Origin of the sequence: Paractinoplanes toevensis (assembly GCF_018332695.1) — a bacterium.
GTDB classification, from domain to species: Bacteria; Actinomycetota; Actinomycetes; order Mycobacteriales; family Micromonosporaceae; genus Actinoplanes; species Actinoplanes toevensis.
The window spans coordinates 1-20,371 of record NZ_BOQN01000048.1 but is presented as its reverse complement, the minus strand read 5'-3'; the positions used below and the strand labels follow the sequence as shown (position 1 = coordinate 20,371).

General features: G+C 71.2%; 18 protein-coding genes. 7 read left to right on the top strand and 11 right to left on the bottom strand.

What is annotated here, in order from left to right:
- Positions 1-130: 130 nt before the first annotated feature.
- Entirely contained in the window at positions 131-403 is a 273-nt protein-coding gene (locus Ato02nite_RS16045; protein ID WP_213007326.1) for a DUF6412 domain-containing protein, read from the bottom strand.
- 64 nt (positions 404-467) lie between these two features.
- Between Ato02nite_RS16045 and Ato02nite_RS16040 the strand changes: the two genes are divergently transcribed.
- The 3 genes from Ato02nite_RS16040 (at position 468) to Ato02nite_RS51620 (ending at position 4,477) form a co-directional block, all read left to right on the top strand.
- On the top strand, positions 468-1,625 hold the full coding sequence (locus Ato02nite_RS16040; RefSeq protein ID WP_213007325.1) for a carboxylate-amine ligase: 1,158 nt from the start codon (positions 468-470) through the stop codon (positions 1,623-1,625).
- Positions 1,626-1,671: 46 nt separating this feature from the next.
- Complete coding sequence (locus Ato02nite_RS16035) at positions 1,672-3,042, top strand: FAD-dependent oxidoreductase (protein WP_213007324.1); 1,371 nt, start codon at positions 1,672-1,674, stop codon at positions 3,040-3,042.
- 124 nt (positions 3,043-3,166) lie between these two features.
- Positions 3,167-4,477, top strand: coding sequence for a polysaccharide deacetylase family protein (locus tag Ato02nite_RS51620; RefSeq protein WP_246607033.1), 1,311 nt, complete (start codon positions 3,167-3,169; stop codon positions 4,475-4,477).
- Here Ato02nite_RS51620 and Ato02nite_RS16025 read toward each other — a convergent pair.
- Complete coding sequence (locus tag Ato02nite_RS16025) at positions 4,474-5,283, bottom strand: Fpg/Nei family DNA glycosylase (RefSeq protein WP_213007323.1); 810 nt, start codon at positions 5,281-5,283, stop codon at positions 4,474-4,476. The two genes, Ato02nite_RS51620 and Ato02nite_RS16025, sit on opposite strands and share 4 nt — an antisense overlap.
- A gap of 831 nt (positions 5,284-6,114) precedes the next feature.
- The gene (locus Ato02nite_RS16020) at positions 6,115-6,351 is read right to left on the bottom strand and encodes a hypothetical protein (protein ID WP_213007322.1); all 237 of its coding nucleotides are present in this window, start codon (positions 6,349-6,351) and stop codon (positions 6,115-6,117) included.
- A gap of 349 nt (positions 6,352-6,700) precedes the next feature.
- On the opposite strand from Ato02nite_RS16020, the gene Ato02nite_RS16015 reads away from it, so the two are divergent.
- Positions 6,701-8,074, top strand: a complete 1,374-nt coding sequence (locus Ato02nite_RS16015; RefSeq protein WP_438873045.1) for a chitinase — start codon at positions 6,701-6,703, stop codon at positions 8,072-8,074.
- Here the strand turns inward: Ato02nite_RS16015 and Ato02nite_RS16010 are convergent.
- The gene (locus Ato02nite_RS16010) at positions 8,071-9,363 is read right to left on the bottom strand and encodes a serine hydrolase domain-containing protein (protein ID WP_213007320.1); all 1,293 of its coding nucleotides are present in this window, start codon (positions 9,361-9,363) and stop codon (positions 8,071-8,073) included. The genes Ato02nite_RS16015 and Ato02nite_RS16010 overlap by 4 nt on opposite strands.
- An 80-nt stretch (positions 9,364-9,443) precedes the next feature.
- Between Ato02nite_RS16010 and Ato02nite_RS16005 the strand changes: the two genes are divergently transcribed.
- The gene (locus tag Ato02nite_RS16005) at positions 9,444-10,292 is read left to right on the top strand and encodes a patatin-like phospholipase family protein (protein ID WP_213007319.1); all 849 of its coding nucleotides are present in this window, start codon (positions 9,444-9,446) and stop codon (positions 10,290-10,292) included.
- Entirely contained in the window at positions 10,292-11,362 is a 1,071-nt protein-coding gene (locus Ato02nite_RS16000) for a 1-acyl-sn-glycerol-3-phosphate acyltransferase (RefSeq protein ID WP_213007318.1), read from the top strand. Before Ato02nite_RS16005 ends, Ato02nite_RS16000 begins: the two co-directional genes overlap by 1 nt.
- On the opposite strand, the gene Ato02nite_RS15995 is transcribed toward Ato02nite_RS16000, so the two are convergent.
- Complete coding sequence (locus Ato02nite_RS15995) at positions 11,341-12,135, bottom strand: LppX_LprAFG lipoprotein (RefSeq protein ID WP_213007317.1); 795 nt, start codon at positions 12,133-12,135, stop codon at positions 11,341-11,343. The two genes, Ato02nite_RS16000 and Ato02nite_RS15995, sit on opposite strands and share 22 nt — an antisense overlap.
- 134 nt (positions 12,136-12,269) lie before the next feature.
- On the opposite strand from Ato02nite_RS15995, the gene Ato02nite_RS15990 reads away from it, so the two are divergent.
- Positions 12,270-13,424, top strand: coding sequence for an FHA domain-containing protein (locus tag Ato02nite_RS15990; RefSeq protein ID WP_213007316.1), 1,155 nt, complete (start codon positions 12,270-12,272; stop codon positions 13,422-13,424).
- On the opposite strand, the gene rocD is transcribed toward Ato02nite_RS15990, so the two are convergent.
- The 6 genes from rocD to Ato02nite_RS15955 form a co-directional block, all read right to left on the bottom strand.
- Entirely contained in the window at positions 13,421-14,629 is a 1,209-nt protein-coding gene (gene rocD, locus Ato02nite_RS15985) for an ornithine--oxo-acid transaminase (protein ID WP_213007315.1), read from the bottom strand. The two genes, Ato02nite_RS15990 and rocD, sit on opposite strands and share 4 nt — an antisense overlap.
- Positions 14,626-15,411 (bottom strand): dimethylargininase, encoded by a 786-nt coding sequence (gene ddaH / locus Ato02nite_RS15980; RefSeq protein ID WP_213007314.1) that lies wholly within the window; start codon positions 15,409-15,411, stop codon positions 14,626-14,628. Before ddaH ends, rocD begins: the two co-directional genes overlap by 4 nt.
- Before the next feature lie 187 nt (positions 15,412-15,598).
- Complete coding sequence (locus Ato02nite_RS15975) at positions 15,599-16,189, bottom strand: hypothetical protein (protein ID WP_213007313.1); 591 nt, start codon at positions 16,187-16,189, stop codon at positions 15,599-15,601.
- Positions 16,190-16,309: 120 nt separating this feature from the next.
- Complete coding sequence (locus Ato02nite_RS15970) at positions 16,310-16,909, bottom strand: ATP-dependent Clp protease proteolytic subunit (protein WP_213007312.1); 600 nt, start codon at positions 16,907-16,909, stop codon at positions 16,310-16,312.
- A 61-nt stretch (positions 16,910-16,970) separates the two neighbouring features.
- A complete protein-coding gene (locus tag Ato02nite_RS15965; protein WP_213007311.1) occupies positions 16,971-17,465 on the bottom strand; it encodes a hypothetical protein in 495 nt (164 codons plus the stop codon).
- Positions 17,466-17,729: 264 nt separating this feature from the next.
- Positions 17,730-20,371, bottom strand: a 2,642-nt coding sequence (locus Ato02nite_RS15955) for a cyclic nucleotide-binding protein (RefSeq protein WP_213007309.1), incomplete at its 5' end; no start/stop codon positions are given.

Sequence of the window (20,371 nt, the reverse complement as noted above, 5' to 3'; positions counted from 1 at the left end):
TAGCGGGGTGGTGGGTGCGGACCGCTGCTCCCGCCGAGGCCGGGCCGGGGCCCAGCAAAGCCGGCCCTGGCCCTTCATTCTGCGTGAGTGGTCGCGCCCAGAACCCAACCCCGGAACGGAGCTGGAGTGCTTACGCTGCCGCCGGGGCCGGTGACGGTGCTCGGGAACGCGGCCGGCCGGGTGCGTCCGGGTCGGCCAGGCGGGGGCGCTCGGTGGCGCGGGCTCGGCGGGACAGGGCGAAGGTCGCGAGCGGCATCGCCGGGGGCAGGGCCGGAAGGGCCGTGGCCGCGATGATGACGATGGCCGCGGCGACCAGCGCCAGGCCGAGGACGAGCTGCGCGGGCGCCCCGGACGGGGTCGGGTCGAGCAGGGCGGCCAGCGCCCAGAAACCCTCCAGCAGCATGAGCAAAGGGTAGCCCGGCCGGGCAACAGTTTCCGCCCAGCGAACGCCGGGTATCGGAGTGCACATGGACACGGCTTCCGGTGGGACCACTATCTCCGAAGAGATGGCCGAGGAGGCCGAGTCGCAGCATCTGCTCACGCTCGGCATCGAAGAGGAGTACCTGCTCGTCGACGCGGTCGAACCGCGCGGCGTGGAGGCGGTCGAGGAGGTGATCGACCGGATCCCGGCGGAGTACGCCGAGTCGGTGCAGCACGAGTACTACCGCACCCAGATCGAGGTGGCCAGCCCGCCGCAGCTGGAACTGCGCGGCCTCTACGAGGCGATGCGGGAACTGCGCGGCGTGGTCTCCGGCGCGGCTGAACAGGCGGGCGCCCGCCTGGTGGCGGTCGGCACCGGACCGGCCGCCGGCCCCCTCGCCCGGCTCGTCGACCGGCCCCGCTACCACCGGATGCGGGAACGCTTCGGTGACCTCTCCCCCGGTCAGGGCATGTGCGGCACACACGTGCACGTCAGCATCCCGGACCCGGAGAGCGGCATCCACGTGCTCAACCACCTGCGGCCGTGGCTCCCGGTCTTCCAGGCCGCGACCGCGAACTCGCCGCTCTACAACGACCACGACACCGGCTACGCGAGCTGGCGGTCGATGCTGTGGGAGCGGTGGCCCACCGTCGGCCCGACGCCGCACCTCGAGTCGCACGAGCACTACGAGCAGCTCGTGTCCGACCTGGTGACGAGCGGCGCCATGCTCGACGAGGGAATGCTCTACTGGTACGCCCGGCTCTCCGCCAACTACCCCACCGTCGAGATCCGGATGGGTGACGTGATGCCCGGCCTGGACGACGCGATGCTGCTCGCCGCGCTGGCCCGGGCACTGGTCGCGACGCTGCTGCGGGACATCCGGGAGGGGACTCCGGCGCCGAACGTGCCGCACCCGCTGCTGATGGCCGCACACTGGCGGGCCGCGAAGGACGGGCTCGAGGGCCAGCTGCTCGACCTGGCCACCCGCGAGACCCGACCGGCCTGGCGGTTGATGCGGCAGCTCTTCGACTTCGTACGCCCGGAACTGGAACGGCACGGCGACCTGGAGATGACCACCGTCCTGATGGGACGCCTGCGGTCGCATGGCACCGGCGCGGCGCGGCAGCGCGCGGTCCTCAGCCGGAACGGCTCGGTGAGCGACGTGGTCGACTGGCTGGCCGGCGCCACCCGCGGCGAATCCTGACCGTTTCCGGCCGCCCGCGCCGCGCCCGCGACGTAGGTTGGGTGTCGTGAAGCTCGTCGTGATCGGGGGCGACGCGGCCGGCATGTCGGCCGCGTCCCAGGCCCGCAAGCGTCTCGGCACCGACCGGCTGGAGATCGTCGCGTTCGAGCGCGGGCACTTCACGTCGTACTCGGCCTGCGGCATCCCGTACTGGATCGGCGGCGCGGTCGACGACCTGGACGCGCTGATCGCGCGGTCGCCGGAGGCGCACCGCACGGCCGGCATCGACGTGCGCCTGCGGCACGAGGTGATCGCCATCGACACCGAACGGCACGAGGTGGTCGCGCGCGATCTGGCCGGCGGCGGCGAGGTGCGGGAGAGCTTCGACCATCTGGTGTACGCGACGGGAGCGACCCCGGTCACGCCGGAGTGGGCGCAGGTCTCGGCGGGCGGCGTGTTCGGCGTGCAGACCCTGGACGACGGCACCGCCATCCAGAAGTGGCTGGACGGCGACCCGACGCCGCAAACCGCCGTGGTGATCGGCGGCGGCTACATCGGCGTGGAGATGGCCGAGGCCCTGCTGCTCCGCGGTCTCGACGTGACCCTGCTGGAGAAATCGGCACAGCCGATGGGCAAGACCGTCGACCCCGACGTCGGCGCCCTGGTCGCCGAGGCGATCCGCGGCCAGGGCATCAAGGTGGTGACCGAGGCGCACGTGGACGGTCTGGAGACGGCCGGCGGCCGGGTGCGCGCGGTGGTCACCCCGGCCGGCGCGGTGCCGGCCGACATCGTGGTGCTGGGCCTGGGCGTACGCCCGAACTCCGCGCTGGCCGTCGCGGCCGGCCTGCCGGTCGGCCCGACCGGCGGGGTGCGCACCGACCGGCGGATGCGGGTCGAGGGCACCGAGGGGATCTGGGCGGCCGGTGACTGCGTGGAGACCCGGCACCTGATCACCGGGGAGCCGGTGCACGTGCCGCTCGGCACCCACGCGAACAAGCAGGGGCGGGTGGCCGGCATCAACCTGGCCGGCGGTTACTCCTCCTTCCCCGGCGTGATCGGCACGGCGGTGACGAAGGTCTGCGAGCTCGAGGTGGCCCGGACCGGCCTCACCGAGAAGGAGGCCGCCCGGGCCGGGTACGAATATGTGACGGCGCTGGTGGAGTCGACCAGCCGGGCCGGCTATTACCCCGGCGCGAGCAAGATGACGATCAAGCTGATCGCCGAGCGTCGCACCGGAACACTGCTCGGTGCGCAGATCGTCGGCCGGGCGGAAGCGGCGAAGCGGATCGACGCGCTGGCCGTGGCGGTGTGGAACCGGATGTCGGTCGAGGAGATGACGGCACTCGACCTGAGCTACGCGCCGCCGTTCGCCCCGGTGTGGGACCCGGTGCTGATCGCGGCCCGCAAGGCGACCGAGGCGGTGCACAAGACGGCGTAAGTCGAGTTTGGCCGATTTTGTGAGCCAGCGATCACTGAGCGCCAGCAGGTGTTACTACCGTCCGTGCGGGCGGAATCACCCTTCTGGTATCGCGCCAGATCTTGTCACACGGTAGAGATGCAGCATGTCGCCGCAATCCCTGCAATACCTGAGCCCGGCGTCCGGCGACGTCGCCGAGTCGGCCGGCCGTCACCGCCGCCCGGAGTCGCTGGCCGACGCCCGGCCGCGGGTCACCTACGACCTGCCGTCGACCAGGGCTCACGTTCCGACCCAGCGCGGCGCCCGGCACCAGCGCAACGACCGCCCGGCCCGGCACTCCGCCGCGCACCGCGCCGTCGTCAACGAGCGCCCGATCGCCGGCAGCCACCGCGCACCCGGCACCCTGCCGATCGAGTCCTGGCTGCTGATGGGCAAGACGCGGCAGCAGCTGCTGCTCGCCTCGCTGGTCGCGGTGGGCCTGCTGCTGGTGGCCGTGCCCGGCACCCGCGGCGGCGGCAGCGACACCATCGACGCGGTGAACGCCGCGGCCCAGCGCAAAGCCGGCACCCACGCCACCCAGAAGGCCAAGCCCGGCGGCGGCTCGGACGCCTCGGCGACCGACGAGAGCAACGACTCCGCGGCCGCCGACCCCGCCGCGGCCTCCCCCGCGCCGAGCAGCCCGGTGGTCGAGGCCACCAACGCCGGCCAGCCGAAAGAGGCCAAGCACGTCGGTCCGGGCAACTCGTTGCTCACCACCGGCAGCAAGACGGTGGCGCTGACCTTCGACGACGGCCCCGACCCGGCGCAGACGCCGAAGATCCTCGCCCTGCTCGACCAGTACCAGATCAAGGCGACCTTCTGCCTGGTCGGCCAGCAGGTGCAGAAGCATCCCGAGATGGTCCGCGAGATCGTGGCCGCGGGGCACACGCTCTGCAACCACACGTGGAGTCACAGCCTCACCATCGGTAAGGACAAGCCGGAGCAGATCCAGGCCGACCTGGCCCGCACCAACGCCGCGATCCAGGCGGCCGCGCCCGGCACGCCGGTCCCGTTCTTCCGGGCGCCCGGCGGCAACTTCACCGACCGGCTCGTCGGTGTGGCCTCGGCCGCCGGGATGACGTCGCTCTACTGGCAGGTCGACCCGCAGGACTGGAAGCACACCGAGGGCGAGACCGACGAGGCGCACATCGCCCGGGTGATCGCCGAGGTCAAGAAGCACGTGCGGCCCGGCTCGATCGTGCTGTCGCACGACTTCAACCAGCCGGACACCATCGCCGCATACCAGAAGCTCCTGCCCTGGCTGACCGAGAACTTCACGCTCGGCATCCCCGGACAGCCCGCGGTCGAGCCGACCCCGGCCGACCCGACGCCGACCGCGCCGGAGCCGGCGCCGACCGAGACCCCGGCCTTGCCGGAGCCGTCAGCTTCGGTAAGCCCGGCGCCGGCCGCTTCCTAACCCTTCTGGCAGGCCGGGCACCAGTACAGGTTCCGGCCGGCCAGCGGGCCACGGCTCACCGCGGTGCCGCAGACCAGGCACGGCTGGCCGGGACGGCGGTAGACGTACACCTCGCCGCCGTGCCGGTCCACCCGCGGCGCCCGCCGCATCGCCTCCGGCGTGTGCTCGGTGTGCACGGTGTCGATCCGGCCGCGCAGCACGCCCTCCTTCATCAGCGCCCGCAGGTCGGCCCAGAGCGCGTCCCACCCCTCGGCCCCGATCAACCGCCCCGGCGTGGTCGGCGCCAGCCCGGCCCGGAACAGCACCTCGTTCGCGTAGATCAGGCCGCACCCGGCCACGATCGACTGGTCCATCAGCAGCGCGAAGATCGGCTTGGTGCTGGTCGCGATCCGCCGGAACGCGACGGCCGGGTCGGCGTCGTCGCGCAGCGGATCGGCGCCCAGCCGGTCCCGCAGCCGCTGCGCCTGCAACGGGTCGAGCACCTCGCACGCGGTCGGCCCGCGCAGCTCCAGCCAGTGGCGGTCGCCGATCAGCCGCATCCGCACCTGCCCGACCGGCGCCGGCGCGGGCGGCTCACCGTCCGCGAACTTTCCGTAGAGCCCCAGGTGGACGTGCACGCTGAGGTCGCCGTCATAGTGGTGGAGCAGATGCTTGCCGTAGGCCTCGGTGTCGACCAGCGTGCGCCCGTCGACCAGCGCGGCCCCCGCGGCGAACCGCCCCTGCGGCGAGTCGACGCCGATTTTCTCCCCGGCGAACAACTCACGATGGCGGGCAGCGAGTCGGTGAATGGTGTGTCCCTCTGGCACGAACAGCAACGGTACTCAGGTGGCCCGTTTCCGCGCCATCTGAGCTGGTCAGCGGCTTGTGTGACTTCCCCTGCTCAGACCTGAGTAAGCATGACGGGGGTGGGGCCGGGTGGGTCGGAGGTTCGGATGGTCCGGTCTCTTGCCACGCGATCTCATCCGCACGTACCTTGGTGTCGCACGGCCGCCGCAGGGCAGCCGGGGCGGCACCTTCAGACCATCGGTCACGCCGCCTCGTGGCTCGCGACGCCAGGTAACCACTCGCTCGGGAGAGCACCGCATCTGACAGATGCCGTGTCCCCCGAGTTTTTCTGTTTTCGGGGTACGGCGACCCGACACAGAGAGAACGCCATGCAAAACGAAATGCTCCGCCTTAGCAAGATCGCCACGATTTCTCGACGTATCCGTCAGCCCGCCAAGCCATAGCGGCGGCCGAACCGCCGACCCCAGAGCCCGCAGCGTCGGCCACAGCGGGCGGGGTCGTTGACCTGGCGGTCTGGCGAACCCGCCACACGGGGTAGCGCCGAAGGATTGGCGCCCAGGCCGCTTGAGGGCTTCCGACCTTTAGGTGGTCCTTCGCGTGTCAGCCAAAGAATCGCTCAAGATCCTCAACGGTGTACAGCGGCTCGCGCACGAAGCCGACCGGCCTGCCCTCAGGCGCGTAGACGTGCTCGACATGCCCGAACCGATCTCGACCATGGCGCTTCAACGTGGACTGAACTGCCCGGCTTAGTCCCTGGTAGACACCCGATTAAGCGCGAACGCGGCTGCGGATGGTGTTCCTCTGGCACGAGAGGCAACGTACTCAGGTGGCCCGTTTCCGCGCCATCCGAGCTATGCAGCGGGCGGCAGTTGGGTCGGCGCCTGCGGGTCGGCGGGTGGCTGCACCGGGTCGACCGGCAGCTTGCGCACCGTCCAGTCCTGCGGACGGAAGGGTCGGTAGACCTGGGGCGTCTTGTCCAGCGCCTCCAAGCCGTGCCACTTGGCGAGCATGAGATTGAAGCCGAGCCACATGCCGAAGGCCACCAGGGGCAGGGAGGCGAGGACAAGAACGAACACGAGCCAGTGCAACGCACGCACCCTTCGACAAGCCCACGCCGAGCCGCGTGCAGGTGAAAAGTATGCGGGGGTGTTGAACGATCCGGCATCCACGCTTGCCATCCCGCCTTGCCCTGCTCGGGGGCCGGCGGCTTCCTTCAAGATGTCCGTCTCGTTGCTCCGGTTTAGTCCAATCGCCGAAGACGGGCCGACGCTATCCAAAACAGCGCGCTTGCCTCCACCATGTCGCCTGTCCGGGTGACGAGCCGGGCACGGAGTTGATCGTCTGAGCAGCGCCACCCCAGCGCAGTGGTTGCTGTCTATTTACTTTTACAGTTAACAGTCCTAATAATTGGCCATGCGCCGATCGACGATCTTCGCCATGGCTGCCGCCGCTCTTCTCCTGGGCGGCATTCCCGTCTATCTCGCCACCTCGGCAAATGCCGCGACCGCCTGCGCGCCGGCGTGGAGCGCCACGGCCGTCTACGTCGGTGGCAACTCCGCCTCGCAGAACGGCCACAACTACTCGGCCAAGTGGTGGACCCAGAACGAGTCACCGGCCACCCACTCCGGCCAGTGGGACGTGTGGGCCGACAGCGGGGTCTGCGGGGGCACCACGCCCACCACGCCGCCGACGACCGCCCCGACCACCACGCCGCCGACAACCCCGCCCACCACCGCGCCGACCACGCCGCCGACGACTCCGCCGACCAGCTCCCCGGTCACCGGAATCCCGAAGCACGCGCTCATCGGCTACCTGCACGCCAGTTTCGCCAACGGCTCCGGCTACCTGCGGATGTCCGACGTACCGGCCAACTGGGACATCATCAACCTCGCCTTCGGCGAGCCCACCAGCGCGACCTCCGGCGACATCCGCTTCACCCTGTGCCCGGCCACCGAATGCCCGGGCGTGGAGTCGGAGGCCGACTTCATCGCCGCCATCCGGGCGAAACGGGCGGCCGGCAAGAAGGTCCTGCTCTCCATCGGCGGCGCCAACGGCCAAGTGCAGCTCACCACGACGGCGGCCCGTGACAAGTTCGTCAGCTCGGTCAGCGCGATCGTCGACAAGTACGGCCTGGACGGCGTGGACGTCGACTTCGAGGGCCACTCGCTGTCCCTGAACACCGGCGACACCGACTTCAAGAACCCGACCACCCCGGTGATCGTCAACCTGATCAGTGCGCTGAAGAGCCTGAAGGCCCGGTACGGCACCGGCTTCGTGCTGACCATGGCCCCGGAGACGTTCTTCGTCCAGCTCGGCTACCAGTACTACGGCTCGGGACCGTGGGGCGGTCAGGACCCGCGGGCGGGTTCCTACCTCCCGGTGATCTACGCCCTGCGCAACGACCTGACGATCCTGCACGTCCAGGACTACAACTCCGGCTCGATCATGGGCCTGGACAACCAGTACCACTCGATGGGCGGCGCCGACTTCCACATCGCCATGACCGACATGCTGCTGGCCGGCTTCCCGGTGGCCGGCAACACCGCGAACGTCTTCCCGGCCCTGCGCGAGGACCAGGTGGCGTTCGGCGCGCCGAGTTCGGTGAGCGCCGGCAACGGCTACGTGGCCCCGGCGGCGGTCCAGCAGGCGGTCGGCTGCCTGGTCAGCGGGGCCAATTGCGGAGGGTACGCGGTTCGCAGCGGCACCAACCCGAACTTCCGCGGCCTGATGACCTGGAGCATCAACTGGGACAAGTTCTACGGCTGGGAGTTCCAGAACCAGAACGGCAAGTACGTGAAGGCGCTGCCCTAGACGATCGCGTTGTGCACGGCGACGCGATGAGTGTCGGGGTTGGACCACGACCAGTTCGGGTGAGCCCGGTTCGTCAGCAGGACTACCACCATGCGGCGGGCCGGGACCACCAGCAACGACGTACCGGTGAAGCCGGTGTGGCCGAAGGCCGTCGCCGAGGCCAGCTTGCCCATGAACCAGGGCTGGTTCATCTCGACGCCGAGGCCGTGGTCGGCCGACCGGCCCGGCCGCTCGGCGTCGATCGCCTTCTTGCCCTGGTTGACGTTGGTGAGCATCTTCTGGACGGTGGCCGCCGAGAGGATCCGCTGGCCGTTGTGGGTGCCGCCGTCGAGCAGCATCTGGCCGATCACCGCGACGTCCCGGGCAGTGCCGAAGACGCCGGCGTGACCGGCCACCCCGCCCAGGATGTTGGCCACGTCGTCGTGGACCGTGCCGCGCAGCAGGCCCCGTGCGGTGCGGGCATCGGTGGCGACCAGGCGGGACTTGTCGGACACCCACTTCAGCGGCCGGAACCCGGTGTCCTTCAGTCCGAGCGGCGTGGTCAGGTTGTCGCGCAGCGCCTCGTCCAAGGTCTTGCCGGTGAACTTCTCGACCAGCCGGCCCAGCACCATGAGACCGGTGCTGGAGTAACGGAACGTGGTGCCGGGCACGCCCCCGCTGACCAGCGGCGTGGTCATCACCGATCGCCAGCGGGCGGTGTTGTTCGCCATGCCGGTCACCTTGGCCCCCACCGGCAGCGCGCTGGTGTGCGCCAGCAGCATCGCGACGGTGATCTTGTCTTTGCCGGCGCCGGTGAAGTCCGGCAGGTACTGCCGGACCGGCGCGTCCAGCGCGATCTTGCCCTGGTCGACCAGCTGCAGCGTGAGGATCGCGGTGTAGACCTTGGTGAGCGAGGCCAGGTCGAAGATCGAGTCGGTACGCATGGCGACGCGCTTGGCCGCGGGCAGATCCACCGGACCGGCGCCGTACCGCAGGGCGTGCCCGACCGCCGTGGTCATCCGAGCGCTGCCGTCCTGCAGGACAAGCGCGACGGCACCGGCGTACCCGGGATGCTTGGGATTATCTTTTGTGGGTTTCAGGTATTTGGTGAGGGTTTCCTGGACCTTGCCGGCATAGGCCGGCCCGGCGGCCGCGGCCGAGCGGACCGGGGCGGCAGCCGGCGAGGGCGGCGCTGCGGAGGCCGAGGCAACCGGCTCCGCCCAGGTCGAGGCGGGCGAGGCGGCCCGGCCGCACCCGGCGAGACCGGCGGCCAGTCCGGCGGCCAGCACAGCGCGGCGCGGAAGAGTCACGGCGACGATGATGACACGGACGCGGTGCGGGCGCAGGCGAGAGCCGCTGTGGCCGGCGCGGATCGTGACACGATGAACTCATGGTCAACGAGTCGGTGGCGTTCGTTCTCGGTGGTGGCGGCGTTCTCGGTGCGGTCGAGGTCGGGATGCTGCGGGCGCTCTTCCGGGCCGGATTCAAACCGGACGTCGTGGTCGGCACGTCGATCGGCGCGGTGAACGGTGCTCTGGTCGCGGCCGACCCCAGCGAGTCGGTCACCGACCGGCTGGTGCGGCTCTGGACCTCGCCCGAGGCGGCCGCGGTCTACGGCGACTCGATCGGCCGGCAGGTGCGCCGGTTCGCGGCCCGCACCCACCTGCACTCACCGATGCCGCTGCGCCGCCTGCTCGAGGGCGAGTTGGGCGAGCACACCACGTTCGCCGATCTGAAGATCCCGTTCCGCTGCTGCGCGGCCAGCATCGAGCGGGCCGCCGAGCACTGGTTCGACAGCGGTCCGCTGGTCGACGCGGTGCTGGCCTCCTCCGCGGTGCCGGGGCTGCTGCCGCCGATGGAAATGTCCGGCGAGCACTATGTGGACGGTGGCATCGTCAACTCGATTCCGATTGGCGAGGCGGTCCGGATCGGTGCGAAACTGATCTTCGTGCTTCAGGTGGGGCGGATCGAGCGGCCGCTCAGCGTGCCCCGCCGGCCCTGGGAGGTGGCTCAGGTGGCGTTCGAGATCGCCCGCCGGCACCGGTTCGCGCGCGAGGTTGCCTCGCTGCCCGACGATGTACGGGTGCATGTCCTTCCGGCCGGCAGCGGCGACGGGCGCGACGACAGCCCGTGGGCCTACCGTGACATGGCCGCGGTCGGCCGCCGGATCAGCCGTGCCTACACCGCCTCCCGCCGCTACCTGGCCGCCAACGTGCACCCATTGCCGGGTCCGCACTGATGCCGCCGACCTGGATACGGCGCCTGATCTTCGCCCCCGCGGTCGTCCTGCTCGCGGTGGTGCTGCTGACTACCCTGCCGGTCTGGCTGCTGCTCGCGCTGGCCGCGTCGCCGCTGGTGCCGGGCCACCTGCGGGTGCCGCGCCTGGTCTTCCTCGGCATCGTCTACGTGGTGTGGGACGCGGCGGCCCTGGTGGCGCTGGCCGCGCTGTGGGTGGCCTCCGGCTTCGGGTGGAAGATCCGCGGCCCGGTCTTCCAGCGCGCCCACTACGTGCTGACCGGCCGGTTCCTGGGTGTGCTGTTCTGGCTGGCCCGCTGGTCGCTGCACCTGACCGTGGACGTGGTCGGCACCGACCCGGACACCGCCATCCCGGGCCGCCCGGAGATCGTGGTGAGCCGGCACGCCGGCCCGGGCGACTCGTTCATCCTGATCCACGCGCTGGTCAACTGGTTCGACCGGGAACCGCGGATCGTGCTCAAGGCGACCCTGCAGTGGGACCCGGCGGTGGACGTGCTGCTCAACCGCCTGCCCAGCCGGTTCATCACGCCGGGGCGGACCACGCCGGGGACGAAGAGCCTGGAGGACGAGGTCGGCGAGCTCGCGGTCGGCCTGGACGAGAACGACGCCTTCGTGATCTTCCCGGAGGGCGGCAACTTCACGCCTCGGCGCAGGGTCAAGGCGATCCAGTGGCTGCGCCAGCGCGGGCTCGCCGACATGGCCAAGAAGGCGGAGAACCTGCGTAACCTGCTGCCGCCGAAGCCAGGCGGTCTGGCCGCGGCGATCGACGCGGCCCCCGACGCCGGGGTGATCTTCGTGGCCCACACCGGGCTGGACCGGATGATCACGGTCTCCGACGTGTGGCGTGAGCTGCCGATGGACAAGCAGCTCATCATGCGGTTCTGGAGTGTCCCGCCGGAGGAGGTGCCGGCCGGCGAGGAGGAACGCGTGGCCTGGCTCTACGACTGGTGGGCCCGGATCGATAGGTGGATCGAGGAGAACCGGCCGGCGGCCCGCCCGTTGACCACGGACTGGACCGCCCGCCGGCGGGCTCAGGAACCGAGCGAGTTGTAGAAGCTGTCCGGGGCCTCGGTGATCTCGGCCGCGGCCGGCGCGGTGACGTTCACCGGAGCGCCGTAATCGGCGTAGGTCACGTCGATCGGGTCACCCTGCGGCACCGTGATGGTGAGCTTGGAGAGCCGGCCCTGGTCGTCCAGGGTGGCCGTGAACGGCACGTTCGACGCGGCGGTGCCGTAACCGTCGATCGTCACCTGGCTCAGACCGGCGAGACCGGCCGCCTTGGTCAGGTCGAGCGAGCCGGCGTACGTACCCGTACCCGTCTCTTTGACGTCGGTGGCCGCACCCAGCAGATTCGCCGTGCCCACCGGGTCGATCTGATTCGGCCGCAGGCCGATGTTGGCCCCGGCGGGCAGCCGGGAACCGTCGAGGTGGGTCCACGTGCCGGCCTTCGTGATGCCGGGCACCTGGGCATAGAGGTCGTCGCCGATCAGCAGCGACTTGATGTTGATCTCGGCGTTCGGGCCGCTCGCGGTGAGCTGCGCGGTGGCCTTGCCACCCACCGGGTCGATGGCGCCGGTCAGTTTGAAACCGGTACCGGAGGTCGCGGTGAGCGTGAAACTGGTCGTGCCGAGCAGGGCCGTGGCCTTCGACAGGGCCGAGACCGCGCCGGCCTCGGCAGCGCCCGAGGAGGGGCCGGCCGCGACGCTCGGCACCGGCGCTCCCGAGGCAGAAGTGCTGGCAGTGCCGCCGTTGTCGCAGCCGGCCATCGCGAAGCCGACCGTGGCGATCGTTGCAAGACTCAGCCCGGCGAGCCGTGGTGTCCGCATGTACGTCCTCCCTGACGTGGCCGGTGTCCGGGGTGACTCCGGCTGATCGATGTCAATTCCCGACCGGCCCGCTGGGCAAACGGCACCTTCCGGGTACGGCATGATGGGCCGAGGAAAGAACACCTGGAGGATCCGTGAGATTCGAGGTCAGCAAGGTCCTCGATGCCATCGAGGCGCGGCTGTCCACCGACCCGGCACTGGCGCGGGCGGTGGTCGACCTGTCGGAGATCGTGCGTTACGCCGATCTCGACGGGGGTCGGCCGGCCAACTCGGTCCGCCTCGGCCTGGTCGTCGACGCCCTCGGCCGCTACCTGGCCGAGGAGAACGTGCCGGTCTACGTGGTGTCCCCACGCGCCCTGCTCTCCGACACCGAGCTCACCTCGAACGAGCGGATGGTGATCCGCCGCTGGGCCGACGACGGCAAGGTCGAGGTGCTGCCGATGCTCGACGACCGGGTCTTCGAGGTGGCCGAGCTGCTCGGCGTCCCGGTGCTCACCCGCACCCGGGGTGAGCAGTTCCGGGCCCGCCGGCCGTGGGTCGACGAGCCGGGCCGGCTGCTGGCCGCGGTGGCCGGCGAGGGCGGCACCCCGGTGCTGGTGTCCCGGGTGGGCCGCGGCGACCCGGCGAAACAGGCCGAGCGCTCGCCGATGGGCGAGCGGCTGCTGGCCCGGGTGTGGCGCTGCCCCGAGTCGAACTGCACGAGCTTCGGGTCGGGCGTCGACTCGGACAGCCCGTTCGCCGACATGCGCACCTTCACCAGCCCGGTCTCCCAGCCGCCGCCGGCCGTGCGGGCCGGGGCGCCGACGTGCCCCCGGCACGGCGCGAAACTCAAGGACAACGGTGCCCGCCCGGCGGTCGAGGTGCTTTCGGTACGCATCGACGGCATCGTCCGCCAGCGTTTCGTCGTCTCGACCGACGCGCCGGTGGTGGTCGGCCGGGCACCCGAGGGCGGTAATGGCGTGATGCTCGGCCAGTGGCTGAGCGAGGACGCCCGGAAGTGGATCAGCCGCGGCCACGTGCAGTTCACGCTGCACGAGGACGGCACCCTGACGGTCCAGGACGTCAGCACGAACGGCTCCGGCCTGCGCCCGGGCGGCACCGAGGACGATGAGAAGCGGGTCACCCTCGGGCGTAACGAGAGCCGCCCGCTGGCCCCGGCCGACGTGGTGGAGCTCTACGCGGGCGTCAACGTGGGCCGGTCGAAGATGTGGGCCACCGGCGGGGTCGTCCAGCCGCATTCGGTCATGGGCGAGGCCCCGACGATGGCCCTCCGCAAATTCGATCGTTAGAGGATGGCGGCGAGCTGGGCCACCGCGTGGTCCAGCTCCTCGGCCGTCACCACCAGGGGCGGGGCCAGGCGGATCGTGGAGCCGTGGGTGTCCTTGGCCAGCACGCCCCGCTCGGCGAGCCGCTCGCACGCCTCGCGGCCGGTCATCAGCGCCGGGTCGATGTCGACCCCGGCCCACAGGCCACGGCCACGCACCGCCAGGACACCGCGGCCGACCAGCGCGTTCAGGCCGGCGTGCAGGCGATCGCCCAACTCCGCCGAGCGCTTCTGGAACTCGCCGGTGGCCAGCAGCCGCACCACCTCGGTGCCGACCGCGCAGGCCAGCGGGTTGCCACCGAACGTCGAGCCGTGCTCGCCGGGCTTGAGCACGCCGAGCACGTCCTTGTTCGCCGCGACCGCGGAGACCGGCACGATGCCGCCGCCCAGGGCCTTACCGAGCACGTAAATGTCGGGGACGACGTCCTCGTGCTCGATCGCGAACGTGCGGCCGGTGCGGCCCAGACCGGACTGGATCTCGTCCGCTACGAACAGCGCGTGGTTCGCGTCGCAGAGCTCACGAACGCCACCCAGGTAGCCCTCCGGCGGCACCAGCACGCCGGCCTCGCCTTGGATCGGCTCCATCAGCACGGCCACCGTGTTCGGCGTGAACGCGTCGGCCAGGGCGGCCAGGTTGCCGTACGGCACGGTGACAAAACCCGGGGTGTACGGCCCGAAATCGTTACGGGCGTCCGGATCGGTGGAGAAGCTGATGATCGTCGTCGTACGCCCGTGGAAGTTGTCCGCCGCCACGATGATCTCGGCCTGCCCGTCCGGCACGCCCTTGACCTGGTAACCCCACTTGCGGACCACCTTGATCGCGGTCTCCACCGCCTCGGCGCCGGTGTTCATCGGCAGCACCAGGTCCTTGCCGCACAGCTCGGCCAGCCCATGGCAGAAGTCGGCGAACTGGTCGTGCACGAACGCCCGGCTGGTCAGGGTGACCCGGTCGAGCTGGGCGTGCGCGGCCGCGATCAGCCCCGGGTGGCGGTGGCCGAAGTTGAGCGCCGAGTAACCGGCCAGGAAGTCGAGGTAGCGGCGCCCGTCGACGTCGGTCACCCAGGCACCCTCGGCTTCGGTGATGACGACGGGCAGCGGGTGGTAGTTGTGCGCGGTCCACCGCTCGGCGTCCGCCAGCTCTCCCGGCGTACGCATGTCGACGCTCGTCATCGCACCTCCAACGTGCAGCACTTGGGTCCGCCGCCGGCCTTGCGCAGCTCGGAGACGTCCACCCCGACGGTCCGGTAACCGGCGGCCTTCAGCTCGGCGGTCAGGTGGGTGGCCTGGACCGGCAGGACAACGGTACGGCCGTCGCTGACCGCGTTGAGGCCCAATACCGCGGCATCCTCCGCATTTGCGATGATCGCGTGCGGGTAGAGCTGCCGGAGCACGGCCTGCGAGCCCGGCGAGAACGCCGACGGAAGGTACGCGACGTTGGTGTCGTCGAGCACGCAGAGCGCCGTGTCGAGGTGGTAATAGGCCGGGTCGACGAGTTGGAGCGTGATCACCGGCCGGCGCAGCACCTCCTGCGTCTCGGCGTGCGACGCGTGCGCGGTGCGGAACCCGGTGCCGGCCAGCAGGATGTCACCGGCGAGCAGGATGTCGCCCTCGCCCTCGTTGGTGTGCTTGGGCTCGGTCACGTCGAAACCGCGCTCGCGGAACCACGCGGCGTACGCCGGGGCCTCGTCGGCCCGCTCGGCGTCGCGGAACTGCACGGCCAGCACGCGGCCGTCGACGACGGTGGCGCCGTTTGCCGCGAACACCATGTCGGGCAGCCCGGGCAGCGGCTCGATCAGTTCGACGGTGTGACCCAGGTCGAGGTAGGTCTGCCGGAGCGTCTCCCACTGCCGGACGGCGAGGGCGTTGTCATACGGCGCCGTGGGGTCCATCCACGGGTTGATCCGGTACGTGACCGCGAAATGGGTGGGGCGGCACATCAGGTATCGGCGCATGACTGAAACGGTAGGGCCGCATCGACGCACGGACCCATGGCTCGATCATGCGTTGCGCGTTCGATCGTTGCGTCATTTCCCGGCAGGACGAAGATTCGTTGCAAACACCGAAGGGCGGCTCGTCGTTGAGCCGCCCTTCAGAGTGTGTTGCGGTCGCGAACCGCTGACCGCGTACGGATGATGCCCGTCAGATCTTGTTCACAAACTGTGAATCAAGCCACTCACGGAGGCTGTTCACGGGCTGCACATCGGTGCCCAGCCAGGACAGCGAGCCGGTCAGGGCGAGCACGCCGAGCACGATCGCGCCGAGCGACAGCACCATGCCGATGAGGGCGTCGGTCTTACCGGCCACGTGGCGCTTGCCGGTGGCGTGGATGCCCGCCAGCGACAGGATCAGAGCCAGGCCGGCCACGCCGATGCCGTAACCGAGCAGCGGGCCGGAGAGCACCAGCAGGACCGCGGCGACACTGAGGATCAGGCCGAGCGTGGCCAGCAGGCTGGCGCGCGGCTTCGGCCCGGTCACCACCGGGGTCGGCTTCTCCTCGACCACCGGCTGCTCGGCGGTGTCGTGGTTGTCCGGCCACCGCTTGACGGCGGCGGGCGGGGGTGGCGGCGTCACGGTGCGATCGGCCGGCCGCAGGTCGGCCGTGGTGTCGTCGCTGCGCGGGCGAACGGCCCGGGCCGGGGTGTCGGTCGTCGTGGCGGGACCCGCCGTGCTCGGGCGGTCCGCCTCCGCGGTCTCGGCTTCGGACTGGCGGGAGAACGTCGGGAGCCTCACGTCAGCACCTCCTTGACGATTGTGGGGGATGACACGTCCTATACCCCGATCGCCCCAGGAGCACACAAAGAGCGCGCGGCAACCGCCGCGCGCCCTGGTGGAAGACTGGTGGAAGACCGGTCAGGCCGGGAGGGCCACCACGTCGGTCGCCTTCGCGATCACGTGGTCGACCATGCCGTACTCCTTGGCCTCGGTCGCCGTGAACCAGCGGTCACGGTCGGCGTCCCGCTCGATCTCCTCCGGGGTGTGCCCGGTGTGGAAGGCGATCCGCTCGTTCATCACGTGCTTGACGTGCAGCATGCTCTCGGCCTGGATGGCGATGTCGGCCGCGGTGCCGCCGATGCCGCCGGAGAGCTGGTGCATCATCACCCGGGCGTGCGGCAGCGCGTAACGCTTGCCGGGCGCGCCGGCGCAGAGCAGGAACTGGCCCATCGAGGCCGCCATGCCGAGCGCGATCGTGGCCACGTCGTTCTTGATGTATTGCATCGTGTCGTAGACCGCCATGCCGGCGCTGATCGAGCCGCCCGGCGAGTTGATGTAGAGCGCGATGTCCCGCTCGCTGTCGTTGGAGGCGAGCAGCAGCATCTGGGCGCAGATGCGGTTGGTGACCTCGTCATTCACCTCGCTGCCCAGGAAGATGATGCGCTCCCGCAGGAGCCGCTCGAAGACCTGGTCGTCGAAGGATGCGCCGCCGCCGCGCATCGTCAGCTCGTCACTCATGACCCAACCTTTACTCAGCCGCAGTGCTCCCACCCAGCGATTCTCCTCTAGGCAGAAATGATCAGCTGCCGTGGGTCCACTCGGTGCGGTCGAGGTAGCCGTTGCCGTCGTCGTCGTACATCCGCTTTTCGAAGGCGCCGTCGTGGTCCTTGTCGTAATCGGCGAAGTCGACCCGGTTGTCCAGGTCGGTGTCGTGACCGATGAAGTCGGTCTTCCCGTCGCCGTCGAGGTCGACCAGGATCTCGGCGCCGCCCTTGCCGTCACCGCGGTAGGTGGCCTTGTCGAGGTGGCCGTCGCCGTCCGCGTCGACCCGGTTGTGGTAACCCTCGGGCGCGGCGGTCTGGCGCACCTTGGCGGTGGCGTGCCGCACCGCCTCGTCGAGGCCGATGGTCGGCGCGTCGCCCAGCCCCTGCACGGCCGGAAGCCCGTCGATGTCGGGCCGCTCACCGAGGCCCGCCCGGCTGCCGCCGGGCAGCTTGGCGGCCGCGATCCCGGCCGCCGTGCCGAACTCCGACCACATGTCGTGGTCTTCGTGCCCGCCGTCCTTCTGCTTCATTCCTAGAAGGTACGGCGTTCAGTCCAGTTCGGGCATCGCCACGGGGTGTGGTCGTGGCCGGCAGGTGCCGCACTGCACGGCGTCCTCCACGACGAGCGCCTCGACCCGCTGGCGGGTCTCGGAGCGGCTCACCTGGAGAAGGTAGGGCCCGAAGCGGGCATGGTCGGGACAGACGGCACGCCCGCAGAAGCGGCAACTCGCGCGAGCGGCCTCGGCACAGAACCAACAGAGCATCGGCTCCCCTTCCGATGCATCAGACATTACCTATCCGGACGGCGTCTGCTGTACCTCCGAAGTGGCCGGATCTGTGGTCGGTGCGGTGGTTGTCGGCGTTGGTTCGGGCGCCGCGGTGGTCGGCGGTGTCGTCGTCGGCGCGGTCGTCGGCCTGGTGGTCGGCGTCGTCGTCGCCGGCCGGGTCGTGGTGGGCCGGGCCGTCGGCGGCCGGGTGGTGGCGGCCTCGGTCGGCTGCGTCTCCTCGGTCGGGTCGGCGGTCACGGTCGGGTCGGCGGTGGCGCTGGTGGCGCTCACCGACGGCACCGGGCTCGCCGACTCGGCCGGCGCGACCGACTCGGACGGCAGCGGTTCGGTGCTCTGCTCCTCCGACGGCTGGGTGACCTCGACGCCGTCGCCGCAGCTCAGCTTCGCGCCGGTGCCCTCGGCGGCCTGCCCCGCCACGGACACCTTGCCGGTCGAGACGGTCACCGCGGTCGGGTCGACCGAGTACCAGGCCGCTCCGGTGTTGGTGATCTTGCCGTCCGGCCGGGTGACGGTCAGGGCGAGCGGGTTGAACGCGCCGCTCGTGCCGGTCGTGTCGGCGAGCACCCGGCCGGCCTGCAGGCTGATCGCGCCGCGCGGGCTCTGGTGCCGCCCGCCGTCGACCGAGAGGCCGCCGACCATGACCCGGGAACCGGCGCAGAGGACGGTGACGCCGCCGCCCGGGAAGGTGAGCCGGGCGGTGGACGCGGCCGGCACGTCGACTTCGGTGCCCTGGCCGACGTAGCGCTCGGCACCCGCCTCGACCGTGGTCACCTCGCTCCCGGCCTCGGTGGTGGCCCGGCCGTTGTCGACGGTGACCAGCACCCGGTCGCGGGGCATTTCGGCCCAGGCCGGCCCGGGCCGGAAGCTGAGCACGGTCAGCACCAGCGCGAGCACCAGCAGCACCACGGTGAACCACCAGAGCCGGCCCTCGAACCGGCGGTCGACCGACTGGTCGTCGGGACCCTCCGGCGGGCCGGGCGGAACGGCGAGCGGAGGGTACGCGTCGGGCGCGGGCGCGCCGGGCCGCGGGCCACCGTTGACGGCGACCACCGGCATCGGCGAACCGGGCCGGTGCGTGGCCCCGACCAGCGGGGGAAGGTCAGAGGCATCAGGCAGGACCCACAGCCGTACGGGCGTGAGAGTCTGCGCCACCTCGCCGGGGCTGCCGTCGCCGACCGGGCCGACCAGGGTGCCCCGGCGCAGCTCGATGCCGTCCGGGATGGCGATCACGCCGGACTCGACGACGACCGCGTGGGTGGGGCCGGGCAGGATTACCGGCGCGCCCGGCTCGAGGTCGACCGGATGCGCCGAGGCGATCAGGGCGAGCCGCTGGTCGACGGCGAGCCCGGACAGTGCCGGGGTGTCGGCGAACAGCGCCTCGGCCTCGGCCCGGTCCTGCGGCGGCGGGCCGGGCAGCGGGCCGACCACGGTGGCGACCGTGGCGCTCGGGATGTAGAGCAGGGTGGTGCCGGACGTGTACCAGTCGAGTTGGGTGGCCCGGCCGGTGAGCGCGTTGACCAGGCCGACCACTCCGCCGGGACCGACGTGGTGGCGGACCGTGCCGGGCGGGTCGCCGGGCTTGCGCGCGGTCAGCGTGCCCTCGACCACCACGTAGACGGCCGACTGCGAACCGCCGGCCAGGATCAGCGGGCGGCCGGTGGCCGGGTGCTCCCAGCGGGCCCGGGCGGCCAGGCCCTGCAGCGCCGGCTCGGGCAGTCCGCCCAGCTCGGAGGCGCGCAGCGCGGCGACCCGGCGTGGGCTGTCCGCCTCCCGGTCGCTCTCGGCGCTGCGTTGCCGGGAGCGGCGCCACCGGCGGGTCAGGCGGCCGAGCAGGAAGAAGACGGCGGGTGCACCGAGGCCGAGGACGACCAGCAGGAGCAGCAGACCGCCGAGCAGCCCGGCCTGCCACAGCCCGGTGGCAAGGCCGGAGACGCGGTCCTGCCAGACCCGCAGGGTCAGCACGGCGGCGAGGGCGAGCCAGGCGACGGAGAGGACGCCGTAGAGCGCGACGAGCCGGCCCTCGCGGTCGAGCACCGACCAGCGCGGCGGGCGGCCGCGCAGCCGGGCGCCGATCCAGGCGAGGCCGCGGGCGCGCAACTGCGGGATCTCCAGCCAGTCCATCAACAGGTATTGCCCGTCGAGCGGCAGGAACGGACTGAGCTGGAAGAACGCGTTCAAATACCACAAAAAGGCGAGCTTGAAGGCGAGGCCGCCGAGGGCCGGGACGGCCAGACCGCCGAGCTGGACCAGGCCGGCCAGCAGCAGTGCACTGGCCGGGCCGGCCGCGGCCACCAGCATGCGGGCCCGGCGACCGGCCATCCACACGTCGGTGGTGTCCACGAAGAACGACGGGATGCCGAAGTAGACCAGCAGACCGGCGGCCGGCACCTCGCGGCCCGCGGCCTTGGCGGCCAGCGCCCGGGCCAGCTCGTGGGTGAACAGCACGATGCCGTTGAGCACGACCAGCACGGCCGCGCCGAGCAGGTAGGAATCACCGGTCAGGAACAGCGAGCGGCTGCCGCGCGACCAGGTCACCAGGAACAGGGCCAGGCCGACGACGGCGAGCAGGCTGGTGCCGACGACGGCGCCGGTGCCGAAGAAGAGCCTGCCGCCGGCCCGGTAGAGCGCGGTGACCAGGCCGTCGACGT

Excerpts from the sequence above, each read along its gene's own strand:
- Ato02nite_RS16000 (WP_213007318.1), top strand. The coding sequence starts at position 10,292 with ATGCCGCCGACCTGGATACGGCGCCTGATCTTCGCCCCCGCGGTCGTC.
- rocD (WP_213007315.1), bottom strand. The coding sequence starts at position 14,629 with ATGACGAGCGTCGACATGCGTACGCCGGGAGAGCTGGCGGACGCCGAG.
- Ato02nite_RS16015 (WP_438873045.1), top strand. The coding sequence starts at position 6,701 with ATGGCTGCCGCCGCTCTTCTCCTGGGCGGCATTCCCGTCTATCTCGCC.
- Ato02nite_RS15995 (WP_213007317.1), bottom strand. The coding sequence starts at position 12,135 with ATGCGGACACCACGGCTCGCCGGGCTGAGTCTTGCAACGATCGCCACG.
- Ato02nite_RS51620 (WP_246607033.1), top strand. The coding sequence starts at position 3,167 with ATGTCGCCGCAATCCCTGCAATACCTGAGCCCGGCGTCCGGCGACGTC.
- Ato02nite_RS15965 (WP_213007311.1), bottom strand. The coding sequence starts at position 17,465 with ATGAAGCAGAAGGACGGCGGGCACGAAGACCACGACATGTGGTCGGAG.
- Ato02nite_RS15970 (WP_213007312.1), bottom strand. The coding sequence starts at position 16,909 with ATGAGTGACGAGCTGACGATGCGCGGCGGCGGCGCATCCTTCGACGAC.
- Ato02nite_RS16005 (WP_213007319.1), top strand. The coding sequence starts at position 9,444 with ATGGTCAACGAGTCGGTGGCGTTCGTTCTCGGTGGTGGCGGCGTTCTC.
- Ato02nite_RS16040 (WP_213007325.1), top strand. The coding sequence starts at position 468 with ATGGACACGGCTTCCGGTGGGACCACTATCTCCGAAGAGATGGCCGAG.
- ddaH (WP_213007314.1), bottom strand. The coding sequence starts at position 15,411 with ATGCGCCGATACCTGATGTGCCGCCCCACCCATTTCGCGGTCACGTAC.
- Ato02nite_RS16045 (WP_213007326.1), bottom strand. The coding sequence starts at position 403 with ATGCTGCTGGAGGGTTTCTGGGCGCTGGCCGCCCTGCTCGACCCGACC.